This window comes from Bradyrhizobium zhanjiangense, from assembly GCF_004114935.1.
GTDB lineage: Bacteria > Pseudomonadota > Alphaproteobacteria > Rhizobiales > Xanthobacteraceae > Bradyrhizobium > Bradyrhizobium zhanjiangense.
This window is the reverse complement of the sequence record NZ_CP022221.1, coordinates 9,132,838-9,147,393: the sequence shown is the minus strand read 5'-3', so window position 1 is coordinate 9,147,393 and position 14,556 is coordinate 9,132,838. Positions and strand designations below refer to the sequence as shown.

The window sequence follows — 14,556 nt, the reverse complement described above, 5'->3', positions numbered from 1 at the left end:
CTAGCGTTAATGAGTTCTCTCCGCCCTTTTTGTCTGACGTCATGGCTGGCTGCGCCCGCAGCAGCAATGCTGCTGGTGCTGGCACCCGCTTCGCAGCTGCGCGCGCAGACGCAAGCCGCACAGGCGACGCCCGCGCCCGCGCAGCCGGCTGATCCCGCTTCCGCCCCGTCCTCCCAAACCACTGTCGCCGCGACGTCCCCCGACCGGCGCGGCATCACCGCGCGCGCCATCGACAAGGTGAAGGAGGTCGCAAAGTCCGCCGGCGACATCTTCAGCCGCGTGCCCTGCCTGCCGCCGAAGGGCGGCTCGAAGGCGATGGGCACGCTGCCGCATGTCGCAAGCAAGCTCGTCGCCGGCCAGCCCGTCGTCATCGTCGCGTTCGGCTCGTCTTCGACAGCAGGATTCGGTGCGAGTTCGCCGGAGTTCAATTATCCGAACCGCCTCGCCGCACAGCTGCGCCGGCATTATCCGACTGCCGACATCACCGTCGTCAATGCCGGCGTTGGTGGCGAGGATGCGCCCGAGATGATGAAGCGCCTTCAGACGCAGGTGATCGACGTGCATCCGGATATGGTGATCTGGCAGGTCGGCACCAACGCCGTGCTGCGCAACCTCGATCCCGGCGAGACCGCAAAGATGGTCGAGGACGGCATCTCCCGCATCCAGGCTGCGGGCGGCGCCGACATCGTGCTGGTCGATCCGCAATATTCGCCGGCGGTCAACCAGCGCGCCGAGAGCGCCGGCAAGATGGTGAAGCTGCTCGGCAAGGTCGCCGAGCTCCGTCACGTCGGCATCTTCCCGCGCTTCGAGGTGATGCGCGAGTGGCACGAGAAGCAGGCGATCCCGGTCGAGGGCTTCGTCATCGCCGACGGTCTGCACATGAACGATTGGGGCTATGCCTGCTTCGCCCAGCTCCTCGGCGACGACATCATCCACTCCGTCGGCCAGATCAAGCTGGGTGTGAACGTGCCGGCCGACGTGCGCGCGTATCGGCCGATGTAGGTATAAATGCCGTAGGGTGGGCAAAGGCGCGCTCTTCGCGCGCCGTGCCCACCATCTATCGGCAGTGTGATCGTGAATGGTGGGCACGCTTCGCTTTGCCCACCCTACGAGTCCGAGCCTTTGGCTCGCTCACGCCTTCTCCAGCGCCGCGGTGAGATCCTCGATCAGATCGTCCGCATGCTCGAGCCCGGCGGAGAAGCGGATGAAGCCCTCGCTGATGCCGAGCGCGGCGCGGTCTTCCGGCTTCAAACGCTGATGCGTCGTGGTCGCCGGATGCGTGACGAGACTCTTGGCATCGCCGAGATTGTTGGAGATCTTCGCCAGCTTCAATTCATTTAGCACGCGGAACGCGGCCTGCTTGCCGCCCTTGACCTCGAAGCCGACCAGCGTCGAGCCGCCGCGCATCTGCTTCTTCACCAGGGCTGCCTGCGGATGATCGGCGCGGCCGGGATAGACCAGCCGCGAAATCTTCGGATGGCTGGCCAGCACCTCGGCAATGCACGCCGCGGTGTCGGTCTGCGCGCGCACGCGAACGCCCAATGTCTCAAGGCCCTTGAGCAGGACCCAGGCGTTGAACGGCGAGATCGACGGGCCGGTCTGGCGCATGAAATTGTGGATGTGCTCGGCGATGAAGGCTTCCGAGGACAGGATGATGCCGCCCAGACACCGGCCCTGGCCGTCGATGTGCTTGGTCGCCGAATAGACCACGACGTCGGCCCCGAGCGCGAGCGGGCTCTGCCAGATCGGCGTTGCGAACACGTTGTCGACCACGAGCCGCGCGCCGCCCTTGTGCGCGATCTCGGCAATGCCGGGGATGTCGAGCACATCCAACGTCGGGTTGGTCGGACTCTCCAGGAAGAACGTCTTGGTGTTGGGCTTGAGCGCCCGCTGCCACTGGTCGAGATCGAGCCCGTCGACCAGCGTGGTCTCGATGCCGTAGCGCGGCAGCAAATCCTGCACCACATAGAGACATGAGCCGAACAGCGCCCGCGAAGCCACCACATGGTCGCCCGCCTTCAGCGGCGCCAGGATCGCGGTCGTCACCGCCGCCATGCCGGTTGCCGCCGAGCGGGCCGCCTCGGCGCCTTCGAGCTCGATCATGCGGCGCTCGAACATCGCGATGGTCGGATTGGAGTAGCGCGAATAGATGAAGCCGGGATCCTCGCCCTTGAACCGCGCCTCGCACTCCTCGGCGCTGTTGTAGACATACCCTTGCGTCAGGAACAGCGCCTCCGACGTCTCGCCATATTGCGAGCGCAGGGTCCCGGAATGGACCAGGCGGGTTTCGGGACGGTAGGTGGCAGGCGACTTCGACATAAGACCCTCCGACATGACCGTCGAACGAGAACGGTCACAAAAAAACCGGCCTGGATATCTCCACGGGCCGGGATCACAGAGGTCCCCGGCCTGTTTAGCGACTTATTTAACGTGGCTGCAAGCCGGCCGGCTCAAATCACCACGGGATAAGTGATGCTCATATTCCGCAATGCCCTTTCCGTCAAGGCGTCCATCGGATAGCCGTAAAAGGCTAGTATTTCCCGTATATCGGGATGCGTTGCCCCTTGCTGAGGATCCCCGGTTGACGTTCACGGTCGCTGCCGACGCCAATGGTATCCTGCCCGACCGCATGATCGCGGCGATGGCGGAGGCGGGGCTCATCCTGCCCGCGTACGACTTCGTCGAGAGCCAGATCCAGCCGGCGAGCCTCGATTTGCGCCTCGGCGACATCGCCTATCGCGTCCGCGCCAGCTTCCTGCCCGGTCCCGGCGCCACCGTCGCCGAGCGCATCGACGAATTGAAGCTGCACGAGTTCAGCCTGGCTGACGGCGCGGTGCTGGAGACCAATTGCGTCTACATCGTGCCGCTGCTGGAAAGCCTCGCGCTGCCGCCGGAGATCGTCGCGGCCGCGAACCCCAAGAGCTCGACCGGCCGGCTCGACGTCTTCACCCGCGTGATCGCCGATGGTACCCGACGCTTCGACATGATCGGCGCCGGCTATCACGGCCCGCTCTATGCCGAGATCAGTCCGAAGACGTTTCCGGTGCTGGTGCGCGAGGGCTCACGCCTGTCGCAGGTGCGCTTCCGCACCGGCGACGCCATCCTCAATGCCGACGAGCTCGATGCGCTGCATGCCACCGAGCGCCTGGTCGACATCGACGATGCCGATCTCTCCGGCGGCGTCGCCGTCTCCGTCGACCTGTCGGGTGAGAAAGCGAACGGCTTCGTCGGTTACCGCGCCAAGCGCCACACCGGCGTCGTCGACGTCGATCGCCGCTCCGGCTATGCAGTGGAAGATTTTTGGGAGCCGATCTCGGCCCGTCCCGACGGCAGCCTGATCCTCGATCCCGGAGAGTTCTACATCCTCGCCTCCAAGGAAGCTGTGCAGGTCCCGCCCGACTACGCCGCCGAGATGGTGCCGTTCGATCCCCTGGTCGGCGAATTCCGCGTGCACTATGCCGGATTTTTCGATCCCGGTTTCGGCTATGCCGGTGCCGGCGGGCAAGGCGCGCGCGCCGTGCTGGAGGTGCGCTCGCGCGAAGTGCCGTTCATTCTCGAACACGGCCAGATCGTCGGCCGCCTCGTCTACGAGAAGATGCTGGCACGCCCCGACGCCATGTACGGCCAGCGCATCGGCTCCAACTACCAGGCGCAGGGCCTCAAACTATCGAAGCATTTTCGGGTGTAGCCCGATCCTGTAGCCCGGATGGAGCGCAAGCGTAATCCGGGAGTTCTCTCGCTTGTGGCACCAATCCCGGATTACGCTGCGCTCCATCCGGGCTACAAGGTGTTGGCATGACCGATCAATCCGAACTCGACGCAAACATCATCGAAGACGTCGCGGACGCGCTGATCTATTCGGATCGCTCCGGCACGATCACGCGTTGGAATCGGGCATCGACCGCCCTGTTCGGCTTCTCCGCCGGGGAAGCGCTGGGTCAAAATCTCGATCTGATCATTCCCGAGCATCTGCGCGCCGCGCACTGGAAGGGTTTCGAGGCTGCGCTTTCCAGCGGCACGATGAAGCTTGCAGGGCGTCCGACGCTGACACGCGCGTTGCACAAGAGCGGACGCAAGCTCTACATCGAGATGACCTTCGCGCTGGTGCGCGATGCCGCTGGAGCGGTGCAGGGATCGGTGGCGATGGCGCGCGACGTGACGGAACGCGTCGAGCGCGAGCGCGCTGCCAAGGCCGCGCAAAATTCGTGATGCGGAATTGACGGGCCGCCGTGCAGGGCGGCCTGCATGCGCGTCATGTTGCCTGACACCGGGCGCAGTGACACACTCGATCGAAACAACGATCGGGAGCGAACATGACCGCCGCATCAGACACAGCGCAGGAAGCCCAATGGAAACGCTGGCGCGCGGTCGCGGATCTCTATCACGCCTACTTCACGGGCCTGATCCTCACTGTTGTCACGCGGCGCGGCACGGCGGATGCCGCAGAATTCGTCTTCCGCGTGTTCCGCCGCCAGCAGCAGGAGCGCTTCCTGCCGGGCCTGGAAAAGCTCGGCCTGCGTCATCTGCCGCCGGCGGTGGCTGCTGCGCAATATCACTATCTCTCCAACTGGATCGGCGGCGTGCATGTCGAATACATGTATGAGAGCGACCGCAAAGCCTGGATCCGCTATCCGCCGCCGCGCTGGATCTGGAAGGGCACCGCGATCTGCGGCGTGCCCGGCGAGGTCAGCCGCGCGATGCTGCGCGGCTGGCACGCCAACAACGGCGTCGCGCTCGGCGATCTCCGCTTAGGCTTCGTCTGCACCAAGCAGAGCGTCGATGGCCAGGACGGTCTCGAAGGCTATTACCATCAATACGACCACCCACTCGAGCTCGACCAGCGCCTGGTGTTCGCGCGGCATCTGGAGGCCCCTACGTTCGATGCGAAGACCGCGCCGGCTTTGCCGGTTGCGAGCTGGCCGAAACCGCGGCTGGAAAAAGCCTATCGCAACTACGCGATGGAATATGTCCGCACCGCCGCGCCGGTGATGGTGCAGGTGTTCGGTCCGGAAGATGCCGGCTATCTGCTGCACCTCACCGGCAAGCTGATCGGCATGCAGTATTTCGACGAGGTCGCGGCGGCGTTGGCGATGAGCCGCGGCGGTGCGCGCGAATTCGCATCGTTCCTGAACGCGCTGTTCGCCGCGCAGGACGATGCGTCCGAAACGGTGCAATCAGAAGGCGCGTTCGAAACAAGCCAGCAGAGCTGGAAGCTGATGGATGATGTCACCGACTATCACCCCGCCTGCACCAAGGTGCTGGAGGGGTTGTTCCAAGGGCTGGCTGCGGGATGCGGACGAAACATAGGCGTGCACATGCGCACCGCGAAGAGCGGTCGCCCGCCGCTGGTGTGGACGATTGAATAGGCGAGCGGGCCGCCACCACTTCGCCTCTCCCGCCTGCGGGGAGAGGCGGAATCTGCGAAAGCAAATTCCGGGTGAGGGGGTCTCCACGAGTCCAACTGTCACTGCCTTTGCCGCAGCAGCCCCTCACCCCAGCCCTCTCCCCGTAAGAACGGGGAGAGGGAGAAGGAAAGCCGCTGCCGCAGGGCACTCCTGCACCTGACGCAGGGGGAATCGGCGCGCAGCGTGCTAACAAGCCCCTGCCGCGCCCTGCGCGCGAATTGATTTATTCGCACACCTGTTCATTGCCGCGCCGCAATTGGCGCTTGTGCCCGGGAGAGGACATGTCCGACATCGCCGAAATCCCGGTCGATGCACAGGAGCGCCCGCTGCCGCCGCCTCCGCGGCCGGTCAGAAGCGCGCTGACCGATGGCCCGATCCTGCGCACGCTGCTCGGGCTCGCCTGGCCGAACGTGATCGGGTTATCGGCCGGCATGTGCGTGGTCATCGCCGAGACCTCCTATGTCGGCCGGCTCGGTGTCGAGGCGCTGGCCGCGATGGCGCTGGTGTTTCCGACCGTGATCCTAACCATGACGATGTCGGGCGGCGCCATGGGCGGCGCGGTGGCCTCCGCCATCGCGCGCGCTCTCGGCGCCGGAGATCGCGAGCGCGCCGGAACGCTCGCCGTACACGCGATGCTGATCGGCATCAGCTTCGGTCTCGTCTTCATGCTGGGCATGCTGATCTTCGGGCCGCCCCTGCTGGAATTGCTCGGCGGCCGCGGCAATGTGCTGACCCACGCAATCGCCTACACGCAGGTGTTTTTTGGCGGCGCGGTGCTGCCCTGGCTGCTCAACACCATGGCCGGCGTCCTGCGCGGCACCGGCAACATGAAGCTGCCGTCGCTGTTGATCCTCAATTCGGCGGCCTGGCAGGTCGTACTCGGCGGTACCCTGGGCCTCGGGCTCGGACCGGTGCCGCAGCTCGGCATGCGCGGCGTCGCGGCCGGCGCGCTGATCGCTTACTCCATGAATATCTGTATCATGGGTTGGTACCTGTTTTCCGGCCGGGCCCGCATCGCGCCGAGGCTGCGCGGCTTGCGCATCCAATGGGCGATGTTTTTCGACATCCTGAAGGTCGGCGCCATCGCCTGCTTCTCGCCGCTGCAATCGGTGCTGACGATCTCGATCTTCACCCACATGCTGGCGAAGTTCGGCACTGCGATCCTCGCCGGCTACGGCATCGGCGCGCGGTTGGAATTTTTGCTGACCTCGATCGCGTTCTCGTTCGGCATTGCCTGTGTGCCAATGGTAGGGATGGCGATCGGCGCGGGTCGCATCGCGCGCGCCCGGCGCATCGCCTGGATCGCCAGTGCTGCCGCTTTCGTGGCGGTCGGCGCGCCGGCATGCTTCGTTGCGATGTTCCCCGATCTCTGGGTCAATATCTTCACCGACAGCGTCGCCGTGCGCGCAGCGAGCCATCAATATCTGTCAACGGTCGGACCGTTCTACGCTTTCTTCGGCCTTGCAACGACGATGTATTTCTCCTCGCAAGGCGCCGCGAAGGTGATCGGGCCGGTGCTGGCGCAGACCGCGCGGCTGATCTACATCGCAGCCGTCGGCTGGTGGCTGTCGACCCACGACGCCACCGCGCAGAGCTTCTTCTGGCTGGCCGCGAGCTCGATGGTCGTGCTCGGCCTGCTGTCGTGCTCCAGTGTGGTGCTGACCCGCTGGGGACCGCGCCAGACGAAATCTGCGATCAGGCCAGCTCTGTCAGGTGCTGCCGACTAAAGCGCGATGAGATTAGGATGAATCGTCATCGCGCTTTAGGTTGTTGTTTGAGCATGATCTTTTCGGAAAACCGCTGCGCACTTTTCCGGATCATGCTTTAGCGATGCCTATGGCGGCGATGGCCGCCACCGCCGCCGGTGTTGGCGAGCCGCATCAATTGCGGGATCATCGCCATCATGTCGCCGCCACCGACCACGCCCATGATGTCGCCGCCGCCCATGCCGCCGAGCCCGGTCGGCATATAGCCGCCTCCACCCATCGGGATGTAACCGCCGTAGTTCGGCGCACCGAAACCGCCGCCCATCATCCCGCCGACCCCGCCGCCGCCATTCTCCATCATGCGGCTCATCATCGGGCCCATGGTCTGCATCAGCATGGCAAAGCGGCGCTTGCCCATCTTTGCCTTCATCATTTCCAGCATCGGGGCCATCTGGGTCATCATGTCCTCGCCGCCGGCACCGCCGCCGCCAAAACCTGCGAACTGCGCCTTCGCCGGCGAGCTCGCGATCGACAACAACAGCAGCACGGCGGCCGCCTGACAGGTCACCTTGTCCGCACCTCTCATGGCATGCTCCTCGCGTGCGTGGCTCCGCCGGGAGAGCGGAGGCAACCGGGCGCACGTCGCCATGGTTACGGCCGATGAACGGAGGCCTCCGTGAGAAAACTCACATAGGATGATCAGGCCGCCGCGGGCGGAAACGCTCTGTGCAAGGCGGTCACGGCTTCGCCGGTCTGCCCCTGAACATAAGGCGCAAGCTCGTTCGGCAGCATGTCGATGATCCAGACCAGGCGACACCGTTTCTCACCATCGGCAATCACCTGCACCGAGGCGCTGTAGTGCTTCAGCCGCTCGTTGCTGATGGCGTAGACCAGCCGCTGTCGCGCGTCGTCGCAATCGACCAGCACCTCGCGTGCCACCGAGCCATTGGCGAAGGTGACGATGCGCGCGTCACCGTCGAGGGTGCAGGCGGTGACGAAGCCCGGCACCAGCCGCTGATGCAGCGCGCCGAAATCGCGCACCGCGTCCCAGACATCGTGCGCGGAGGCGGGAAGGGGAATGTCATTGTGGATGGAGGCCATGGAGGTGTCCTTGATTCAATAGGTGATCGCCACAAACACCGTCATTGCAAGCGTAGCGAAGCAACCCAGAGTCTTTCCGCGGAGACAGTATTGGTAGGGTGGGCAAAGGCGCATAGCGCCGTGCCCACCGTTTGTCGGCATTGTCGCGAGCAGTTAGTGGGCACGCTTTCGCTTTGCCCACCCTACGAAGTCTCGTAAGCGGCTAAAGCTCACACGCAAACCGCCTCGACATTGTTGCCATCAGGGTCGATCAAGAACGCCGCATAATAGGTCGGGCTGTAGTCCTTGCGCGGGCCGGCGCCGCCATTGTCGCGACCGCCGTTCTTCAGGCCTTCGCTGTGGAACGCCTTCACCGCGTCATGGTCCTTGGCACGGAACGCGATGTGGGCGCCGTCGGCCTTGCGTCCCTTGTTCAGGTGCAGCCACAGCGCCGGCTCGCCCTTCGGCCCGAAGCCGGCATAGCCGTCGCCGCTCGAGCACAGGACATGGCCGAGCGGCGCCAGCACCGCGGTGTAGAAGCGCGTGGCAGCGTCGAGGTCGGCAACGCGCAATCCGATGTGGTCGTACATATTCGTCTCCATTTGCAAAGCGCGCCGCAACTGGCGCGCGCCGGAGCCGAAGCTAGTCGAGGGGAGGTGGGACGCTCTTGGAAAATCTTGCGCTCGGTGGCCGGTTAGGTCGCCGGCGTCTCCGCCTGCCACCGGATCACCCGCTTTAGGTGATACAGCTGGACCCACATGTTGGCTCCGATCACACTAACCGTTGCGACGATCAATGCCGTGAGCTTGTGCGGTTTATGGAGGGCGAGGACGAGCAGGAACGCGGACAGGATCGCCGTGACTCCAAAGCTGGACCAGAGCCCGATGAGGCGTGGTGCAAACCAGGTTGGCTCTCCATCGGGGCCCCACTGCATCGGAATCTTGCGCGAGTTGATCTGGCGGCCGTAATAGAGGGCGCAGCCCGCGATGAAGGCGAGCCCCACGGCAAGCGCGATCAGCGTGGCCGCAATCACGTTACCCGAGGGACTGTCCATCTGCCGGCTCGCCGCATTGACGGGGCGTTGATTCGCCCTTCGGTTGTAGTACAGCGCGATGTGCCGCGGGCGCCAGCGCGTCGCGCCTGTCTGGTCAACAGACGGTTACCTGCGATGCCGGGCCTGTCTCAGTTGAGGACGAGGCGTTCCCCAAAAATGCTGCGTTCCCCCTTCGAGGCCTGACGGAACTTGGTCGGAGACACGCCCGCGGCTCGGTGGAAGGTGCGGACGAAGTTGGAGAGGTCGCCAAAGCCGACGTCATAAGCGATGTCGGTGACCGCGATGTCTTCATCAGTGAGTAGCCGCGCCGCATGTCGCAAGCGCGAGCGCACCAGATATTGATGCGGGGTGACACCGAGCACGCTCGAGAACAGTCGGAGGAAATGGAATGGGCTAAGGCCCACTTGCCGCGCGGCCTGTTCCAGGCCGACTTCGGATTGCGAATTGTCGTCGATCCACAACGCAGCTTCCACCGCGCGCCGTCGGTCGCGCGCGGTCGGTGGTGTCTGCTTGCGCGCCTTGCCCGAGGCGACATCGATAAAGCGGCCGGCCAGGATGTGACCGATTTCGTCGAGGCCAATGTCGCTGTTGCCATCTGCCGCCGTCTGGGCGAGTTCACCGAACACCATCAGCTCGGGCAGCGGGGGCGTCGCGCCGATCTGCCAGACCTCGCGACGTCCACCAAGAGCGTCGACCAGGTCCTCACTGAGGAAGAAGCCCAGACAGACGTCGCCGGACACGTGCTCATGCGTGCAGGTGTATTCCTCGCCGGGGGCGCCGACCAGCATCGAGCCTGCCACCAGTTCGAAGAAGCCGGCGCGGCAATGGCAACCAAAGCTGCCCGAACGGACATAGGCGATGGAATGGCCGGTGCGGCATTCGGCAAACGGCGTGTCGTCCGGTCCCGCATCGCAGCGAAACTCAGAGACGGTCATCGAGCGTGTCGTCAGCAGCGTGGTCGCGTCCATGCCGCCTTATCTAGGTGGGGGCACGCGGCGGGGCAACGGGCAGCAGCACTTCGAACAGCGTCTTGCTGGCGACGGGATGAGCGCCCTCGAGCGCCAGAAGCCGCCGCTTGGAGATCACGCCGCCGTAAGGCGAGAGCCGGTCGGTATAGTTGCCGGCCTCCAGCACCCGATGGCAGGGCACGATCAGCATGTAGGGATTTTTCGCGATCGCCTGCGCCACCGAATGCGCGGCACCGGAGGCACCCAGCGCCTTGGCGACCTCGTGATAGGTGCGAGTCTCCCCGCGCGGAATGGTGCAGGCGAACTCATAGACGCGCCGGTTGAAGCCGGGCACGCCGCCGGCGTCCAGGCTGACGTCGGAAAAATCGGGGTCGCTGCCTTGCAGCAGAGCTACGATGCCCTCGATCGCAAGCTCGGCGTTCTCGGACGGCCGCTGCTCGCGCGCCTCGGGATGGATCGCAAAAATCCGGCGGCGGGTGTCGATCTCCCGCGCCTCGGGCAATTGCACGGCGACCACGCCGGTGCTGCTCCAGATGATGCCGCAGCGCCCTATGGCCGTGTCGAATATCGCGTAAACACGCCCCACCATGCACACGCCCCACTCAGTGCACGTTTCTCCCCAGACCGGCGATCATAACACCGCCACAATCCGGCGCACCTGGAATCTTGCCAAAACGTTAAGAAGCGTCAGGCCGGCCGCGCCAAAGCGCTTGGCGCGCGGCGCCGTCTCGGCTAATCAGGAGGCGCGCGGCTTGCGCATCCGCGGGCGTAGTTCAATGGTAGAACGGCAGCTTCCCAAGCTGCATACGAGGGTTCGATTCCCTTCGCCCGCTCCAAGCTTCAGTTCGGCAGGCTTCGCAGGAATTCCACGAGCGCCGCGTTCACCTCCGCCGGCCGCTCCTGCTGCGTCCAATGTCCGCAGCCCGGCAGCATCTTGATCTCGCGTAGCTGCGGCACCCATTGTCTCATGTTGGCGAGATGCTCGGCGGCGCCGGGGAAGGCAAGGACCATGTCATGGTCGCCGGCGATGAAGAGCGATGGCACGACCACCTTCACGCCCTCGAAGGCGCCCATCAGCTCCCAGTTGCGATCGATGTTGCGGTAGTAATTGAGCGGTCCGCGAAATCCGCTGCGGGCAAATTCGGCGCCATAATGGTCGAGGTCCGGGCCGTTCAGCCATGAGGGCAGCGGCACCTGCACCTTCGGCAGCATGCCATCCTTGCGCGAGACCATTCCGATGCCAACAGTCCTGCCGGCGCGCTCGGCATTGGCGCGGATCGCTGCCGCCCCTTCGCCGGAACCGCCAAAGAGCATGGCGCCGAGTGTTGCGCGCGGATCCCTTTCGAATTCCGCTTCGGCGACACCCGGCTCCTGAAAGTACAGCTGATAGAACTGCGCATCCGCCGTCTGCGGCATGACGCTGGTCGGCCGCACCGGACTGCGTGGGCGATAGGGTACGCTGAGGATGGCGGCGGCACGGAAGCGATCGGGACGCAGGCGCGCCGTGTGCCAGGCGATCGTCGCGCCCCAGTCATGCCCGACGATAACGGCGTCCTTGGCCTCGAACGCGTCGAGCACGCCGACGAGATCGCCGATCATATGGAAGATCGTATATTGGTCGATCGCTTCCGGCCGGTCGCTCTTGCCGTAGCCGCGCATGTCGGGCGCGACAGCGTGGTAACCGGCCGCTGCCAGCGCCTCGAGCTGGTGGCGCCAGGAGTACCAGCCTTCCGGAAAGCCGTGGCAGAGCAGCACCATTGGCCCCTCGCCCTGCTCGGCGATGTTGAGGCTGATGCCGTTGGCCTTGATCGTCCGCTGCGTCGGCTCGCCCATGTCGTCGCCTCCCTGACATGATTGTTGGGAGCATCCTAATCGGGCCTCCAGGCTGCGCAAAGATTCTAATATATTGCACCGTCGCTCCCGGCGTTTGCCTCTCGCCCAGCTTAGGCTCTTGCCCAGGCGGCATGCAGTCCTTGTGCTGGGCAACGCTTGGATGAAGGCCAGGGCTGAAAAAATGGACCAGCAGAAACTCGATCGCGCGATCGGTCGGCGCCTGAAGACGCTGAGGACGCAGGCCGGCATGACCTTGAACGAACTTGCGGCGCGGTCCGGCGTCAGCCGGGCCATGATCGGGCGGGTGGAGCGGGCGCAGAGCAGTGCGACGGCCGCACTGCTCGGAAAACTCTGCGCGGCGCTGGACGTGTCGCTGAGCGATGTCGTCGCGCTGGCCGAGAAGCCGCCGGAGCGGCTGGTGCGGCTTGTCGACCAGCCGCATTGGCGCGATCCCGACAGCGGCTACCGGCGACGTCATGCCTCGCCGCCGGATGCGGCAAGCGGCATCGAGATCATCGTCGTCGACCTGCCGGCCGGCGCCCGCGTTTCCTACAGTCCCTGGGGCCGCAACGCCTTCACCCAGCAACTGTTGATGCTGGAGGGCGCGATCGCCGTGCATATCGACGCCAAGGCGGTGCGGCTGCGCGAGGGCGACTGTCTGGATTTCGATGTGATGCGCGCGGTGATGTTCGAGAACGAGACCCGTCAGGATGCACGCTACGTCATCATCACGCGGCGCGGCGCCTCTTACGGAAAGATGTGATGGCACTGACGCGATCCGAGACGCTGGAGTGAAGCCTTGACGATGCAGATCCGCACCGGCGACACCTTTGATCCGCGCGTCATCGCGCTGCTCGATCATCACGTCACGGCGGCGCGGGCGCAGACTGCGCCTGGCAGCGCCCATGCGCTCGATCTCGCGGGGCTTCGCGCGCTTGATATCGCGTTCTGGACAGGTTGGGACGGCGAGACGCTGGTCGCCACCGGCGCGCTGAAGACGCTTTCGGCTGACCACGGCGAGGTGAAGTCGATGCACACGCTGCAGACCACGCGCCGGCGCGGCTTCGGCGGCCAGATGCTCCGCCACATCATCACGCAAGCCCGTGTGCGCGGCATGGCGCGGCTCAGCCTAGAGACCGGCTCCTGGGACTATTTCAAGCCCGCGCACGCCCTCTACCAGGCCCACGGCTTCGTCGCCTGCGGCCCATTCGAGTTCTATGTCGAGGACCCCAACAGCCTGTTCCTGACGCTCGACCTGACCACCGGCTGAGCCTGCGACCGGCGCGAGGCGCATCCAGCCTCAACCTGTTCGCACTGTTCGTGAGAGCGGTGGCGGGGAGGAAAATGACCAGCATCCCTCAAAATGAGTTGCGTACCTCAAAACACCTCTGCTAGCCTTCAGCCATGGCCGAGACGCTCACCCCGACTGCGCTGACGCTGAAGGACATCGCCCGCGAGGCCGGCGTCAGCCTCGCCACGGTCGACCGCGTACTGCACAACCGTCCGGGCGTCCGGCCGGACACGGTCCGGCGCGTCAGGGAAGCGATCGAGCGCAATGCGTTCCAGCCACACGTCGCCGCCGCCGAGCTCGCCCGCAGCCGCGTCCGGCGCTTCGCCTTCGTGATGCCGTCGGGGCCGAATCCGTTCATGCAGCAGATCGAAGCCTATCTCGGTGAAATGTCGGCCTGGCTGTCGGCCCGCCGCCTCAGCGTCGAGATGGTCGCAACCGACGTGTTCGACCCCTCAGCGCTCGCCGCCTCGCTGGAGGCGCTCTCGGGCGATTACGACGGCATCGCCGTGGTGGCGCTGGACCATCCCGGCGTCCGCGCCGCCATCAACGATCTCGTCGATGCTGGCACCAAGGTGGTGACGCTGGTCTCGGACGTGCCGTCCTCGGGCCGCCATCATTATGTGGGCATCGACAACATCGCTGCGGGTCGCACCGCCGGCGCGCTGGTCGGGCGGCTGGTCGGCCAGAGGTCCGGCAAGGTCGCGATCGTCGCGGGCTCGCAGGGCCTGCGCGATCACGCCGAGCGCATCTTTGGCTTCAACCAGGTGATGGCGACGGAATTCCCCGATCTTGGCGTGCTGCCGGTGCTGGAAGGGCGCGACGAGGACGAGCGTTCGGAGCAACTGCTGGCGCGGCTTTTCGGCAGGCATGCCGACATTGTCGGCCTTTATAACGTCGGCGCCGGCACGCAAGGCGTGGCCAAGGCTTTGACCGATGCCGGCCGCGATAAGCAGGTGGTGTTCGTCGGGCACGACGTCACCGCGTTGACACGGCGGCTGCTGTTGCAGGGCGTGATGGATGCCGCGATCTCGCAGAATCCCGGCCACGAAGCGCGTGCTGCCGTGCGCGTGCTGCTCGCGCTCGCCCGCGGCGAGCCGATTTTGCGCGAGCAGGAGAAGATCAGGATCGACATCGTGATGCGGGACAATCTGCCGTAGCGGCAGTGGATTTCGAAATGGCCCTCAGCGGTGAATGCGACATCAAGATCGCGCACCGCGAC

General features: G+C 65.2%; 16 protein-coding genes, 1 tRNA gene and 1 riboswitch. Of the genes, 9 read left to right on the top strand and 8 right to left on the bottom strand.

Annotated features, from left to right (window positions below):
* Nucleotides 1-9 precede the first annotated feature (9 nt).
* Nucleotides 10-1,002 (top strand): SGNH/GDSL hydrolase family protein, encoded by a 993-nt coding sequence (locus tag XH85_RS43725; RefSeq protein WP_128936883.1) that lies wholly within the window; start codon nt 10-12, stop codon nt 1,000-1,002.
* Nucleotides 1,003-1,131: 129 nt separating this feature from the next.
* On the opposite strand, the gene XH85_RS43720 is transcribed toward XH85_RS43725, so the two are convergent.
* Nucleotides 1,132-2,319: an O-succinylhomoserine sulfhydrylase gene (locus tag XH85_RS43720; RefSeq protein WP_164939713.1), complete on the bottom strand. Its 1,188-nt coding sequence runs from the start codon at nt 2,317-2,319 to the stop codon at nt 1,132-1,134.
* A 73-nt stretch (nt 2,320-2,392) separates the two neighbouring features.
* Nucleotides 2,393-2,472, bottom strand: a riboswitch (SAM riboswitch).
* Between the two features lie 109 nt (nt 2,473-2,581).
* On the opposite strand from XH85_RS43720, the gene XH85_RS43715 reads away from it, so the two are divergent.
* The 4 genes from XH85_RS43715 to XH85_RS43700 all read left to right on the top strand — a co-directional run bounded on the left by XH85_RS43715 (nt 2,582) and on the right by XH85_RS43700 (nt 7,132).
* Nucleotides 2,582-3,688, top strand: a complete 1,107-nt coding sequence (locus tag XH85_RS43715; RefSeq protein ID WP_128936881.1) for a 2'-deoxycytidine 5'-triphosphate deaminase — start codon at nt 2,582-2,584, stop codon at nt 3,686-3,688.
* A 107-nt stretch (nt 3,689-3,795) separates the two neighbouring features.
* A complete protein-coding gene (locus XH85_RS43710) occupies nt 3,796-4,209 on the top strand; it encodes a PAS domain-containing protein (RefSeq protein ID WP_128936880.1) in 414 nt (137 codons plus the stop codon).
* 104 nt (nt 4,210-4,313) lie between these two features.
* The gene (locus XH85_RS43705; RefSeq protein WP_128936879.1) at nt 4,314-5,366 is read left to right on the top strand and encodes a hypothetical protein; all 1,053 of its coding nucleotides are present in this window, start codon (nt 4,314-4,316) and stop codon (nt 5,364-5,366) included.
* Between the two features lie 320 nt (nt 5,367-5,686).
* On the top strand, nt 5,687-7,132 hold the full coding sequence (locus XH85_RS43700; RefSeq protein ID WP_128936878.1) for an MATE family efflux transporter: 1,446 nt from the start codon (nt 5,687-5,689) through the stop codon (nt 7,130-7,132).
* 97 nt (nt 7,133-7,229) lie between these two features.
* Here XH85_RS43700 and XH85_RS43695 read toward each other — a convergent pair whose 3' ends face one another.
* The 6 genes from XH85_RS43695 to XH85_RS43670 all read right to left on the bottom strand — a co-directional run bounded on the left by XH85_RS43695 (nt 7,230) and on the right by XH85_RS43670 (nt 10,802).
* On the bottom strand, nt 7,230-7,697 hold the full coding sequence (locus XH85_RS43695) for a hypothetical protein (protein ID WP_164939714.1): 468 nt from the start codon (nt 7,695-7,697) through the stop codon (nt 7,230-7,232).
* 113 nt (nt 7,698-7,810) lie between these two features.
* Nucleotides 7,811-8,212: an SRPBCC family protein gene (locus tag XH85_RS43690; protein ID WP_128936876.1), complete on the bottom strand. Its 402-nt coding sequence runs from the start codon at nt 8,210-8,212 to the stop codon at nt 7,811-7,813.
* 209 nt (nt 8,213-8,421) lie between these two features.
* A complete protein-coding gene (locus XH85_RS43685) occupies nt 8,422-8,781 on the bottom strand; it encodes a VOC family protein (protein ID WP_164935100.1) in 360 nt (119 codons plus the stop codon).
* 104 nt (nt 8,782-8,885) lie between these two features.
* Nucleotides 8,886-9,245, bottom strand: coding sequence for an SdpI family protein (locus XH85_RS43680; protein WP_128936874.1), 360 nt, complete (start codon nt 9,243-9,245; stop codon nt 8,886-8,888).
* 128 nt (nt 9,246-9,373) lie between these two features.
* Nucleotides 9,374-10,213 carry a helix-turn-helix transcriptional regulator gene (locus XH85_RS43675; protein ID WP_128936873.1) on the bottom strand — a complete coding sequence of 280 codons (840 nt, stop codon included), beginning with the start codon at nt 10,211-10,213 and terminating at the stop codon, nt 9,374-9,376.
* Nucleotides 10,214-10,223: 10 nt separating this feature from the next.
* Complete coding sequence (locus tag XH85_RS43670) at nt 10,224-10,802, bottom strand: methylated-DNA--[protein]-cysteine S-methyltransferase (protein WP_128936872.1); 579 nt, start codon at nt 10,800-10,802, stop codon at nt 10,224-10,226.
* Nucleotides 10,803-10,975: 173 nt separating this feature from the next.
* Between XH85_RS43670 and XH85_RS43665 the strand changes: the two genes are divergently transcribed.
* A tRNA-Gly gene (locus XH85_RS43665) sits at nt 10,976-11,049 on the top strand.
* Between the two features lie 4 nt (nt 11,050-11,053).
* Here XH85_RS43665 and XH85_RS43660 read toward each other — a convergent pair.
* Nucleotides 11,054-12,046: an alpha/beta fold hydrolase gene (locus XH85_RS43660; RefSeq protein WP_128936871.1), complete on the bottom strand. Its 993-nt coding sequence runs from the start codon at nt 12,044-12,046 to the stop codon at nt 11,054-11,056.
* 181 nt (nt 12,047-12,227) lie between these two features.
* Between XH85_RS43660 and XH85_RS43655 the strand changes: the two genes are divergently transcribed.
* From XH85_RS43655 to XH85_RS43645, 3 genes are all read left to right on the top strand, one after another.
* A complete protein-coding gene (locus XH85_RS43655; RefSeq protein ID WP_128936870.1) occupies nt 12,228-12,809 on the top strand; it encodes a helix-turn-helix domain-containing protein in 582 nt (193 codons plus the stop codon).
* Between the two features lie 42 nt (nt 12,810-12,851).
* Nucleotides 12,852-13,316, top strand: coding sequence for a GNAT family N-acetyltransferase (locus XH85_RS43650; protein ID WP_164935111.1), 465 nt, complete (start codon nt 12,852-12,854; stop codon nt 13,314-13,316).
* Between the two features lie 134 nt (nt 13,317-13,450).
* Nucleotides 13,451-14,494: a LacI family DNA-binding transcriptional regulator gene (locus XH85_RS43645; protein WP_128936868.1), complete on the top strand. Its 1,044-nt coding sequence runs from the start codon at nt 13,451-13,453 to the stop codon at nt 14,492-14,494.
* Nucleotides 14,495-14,556: the final 62 nt, after the last annotated feature.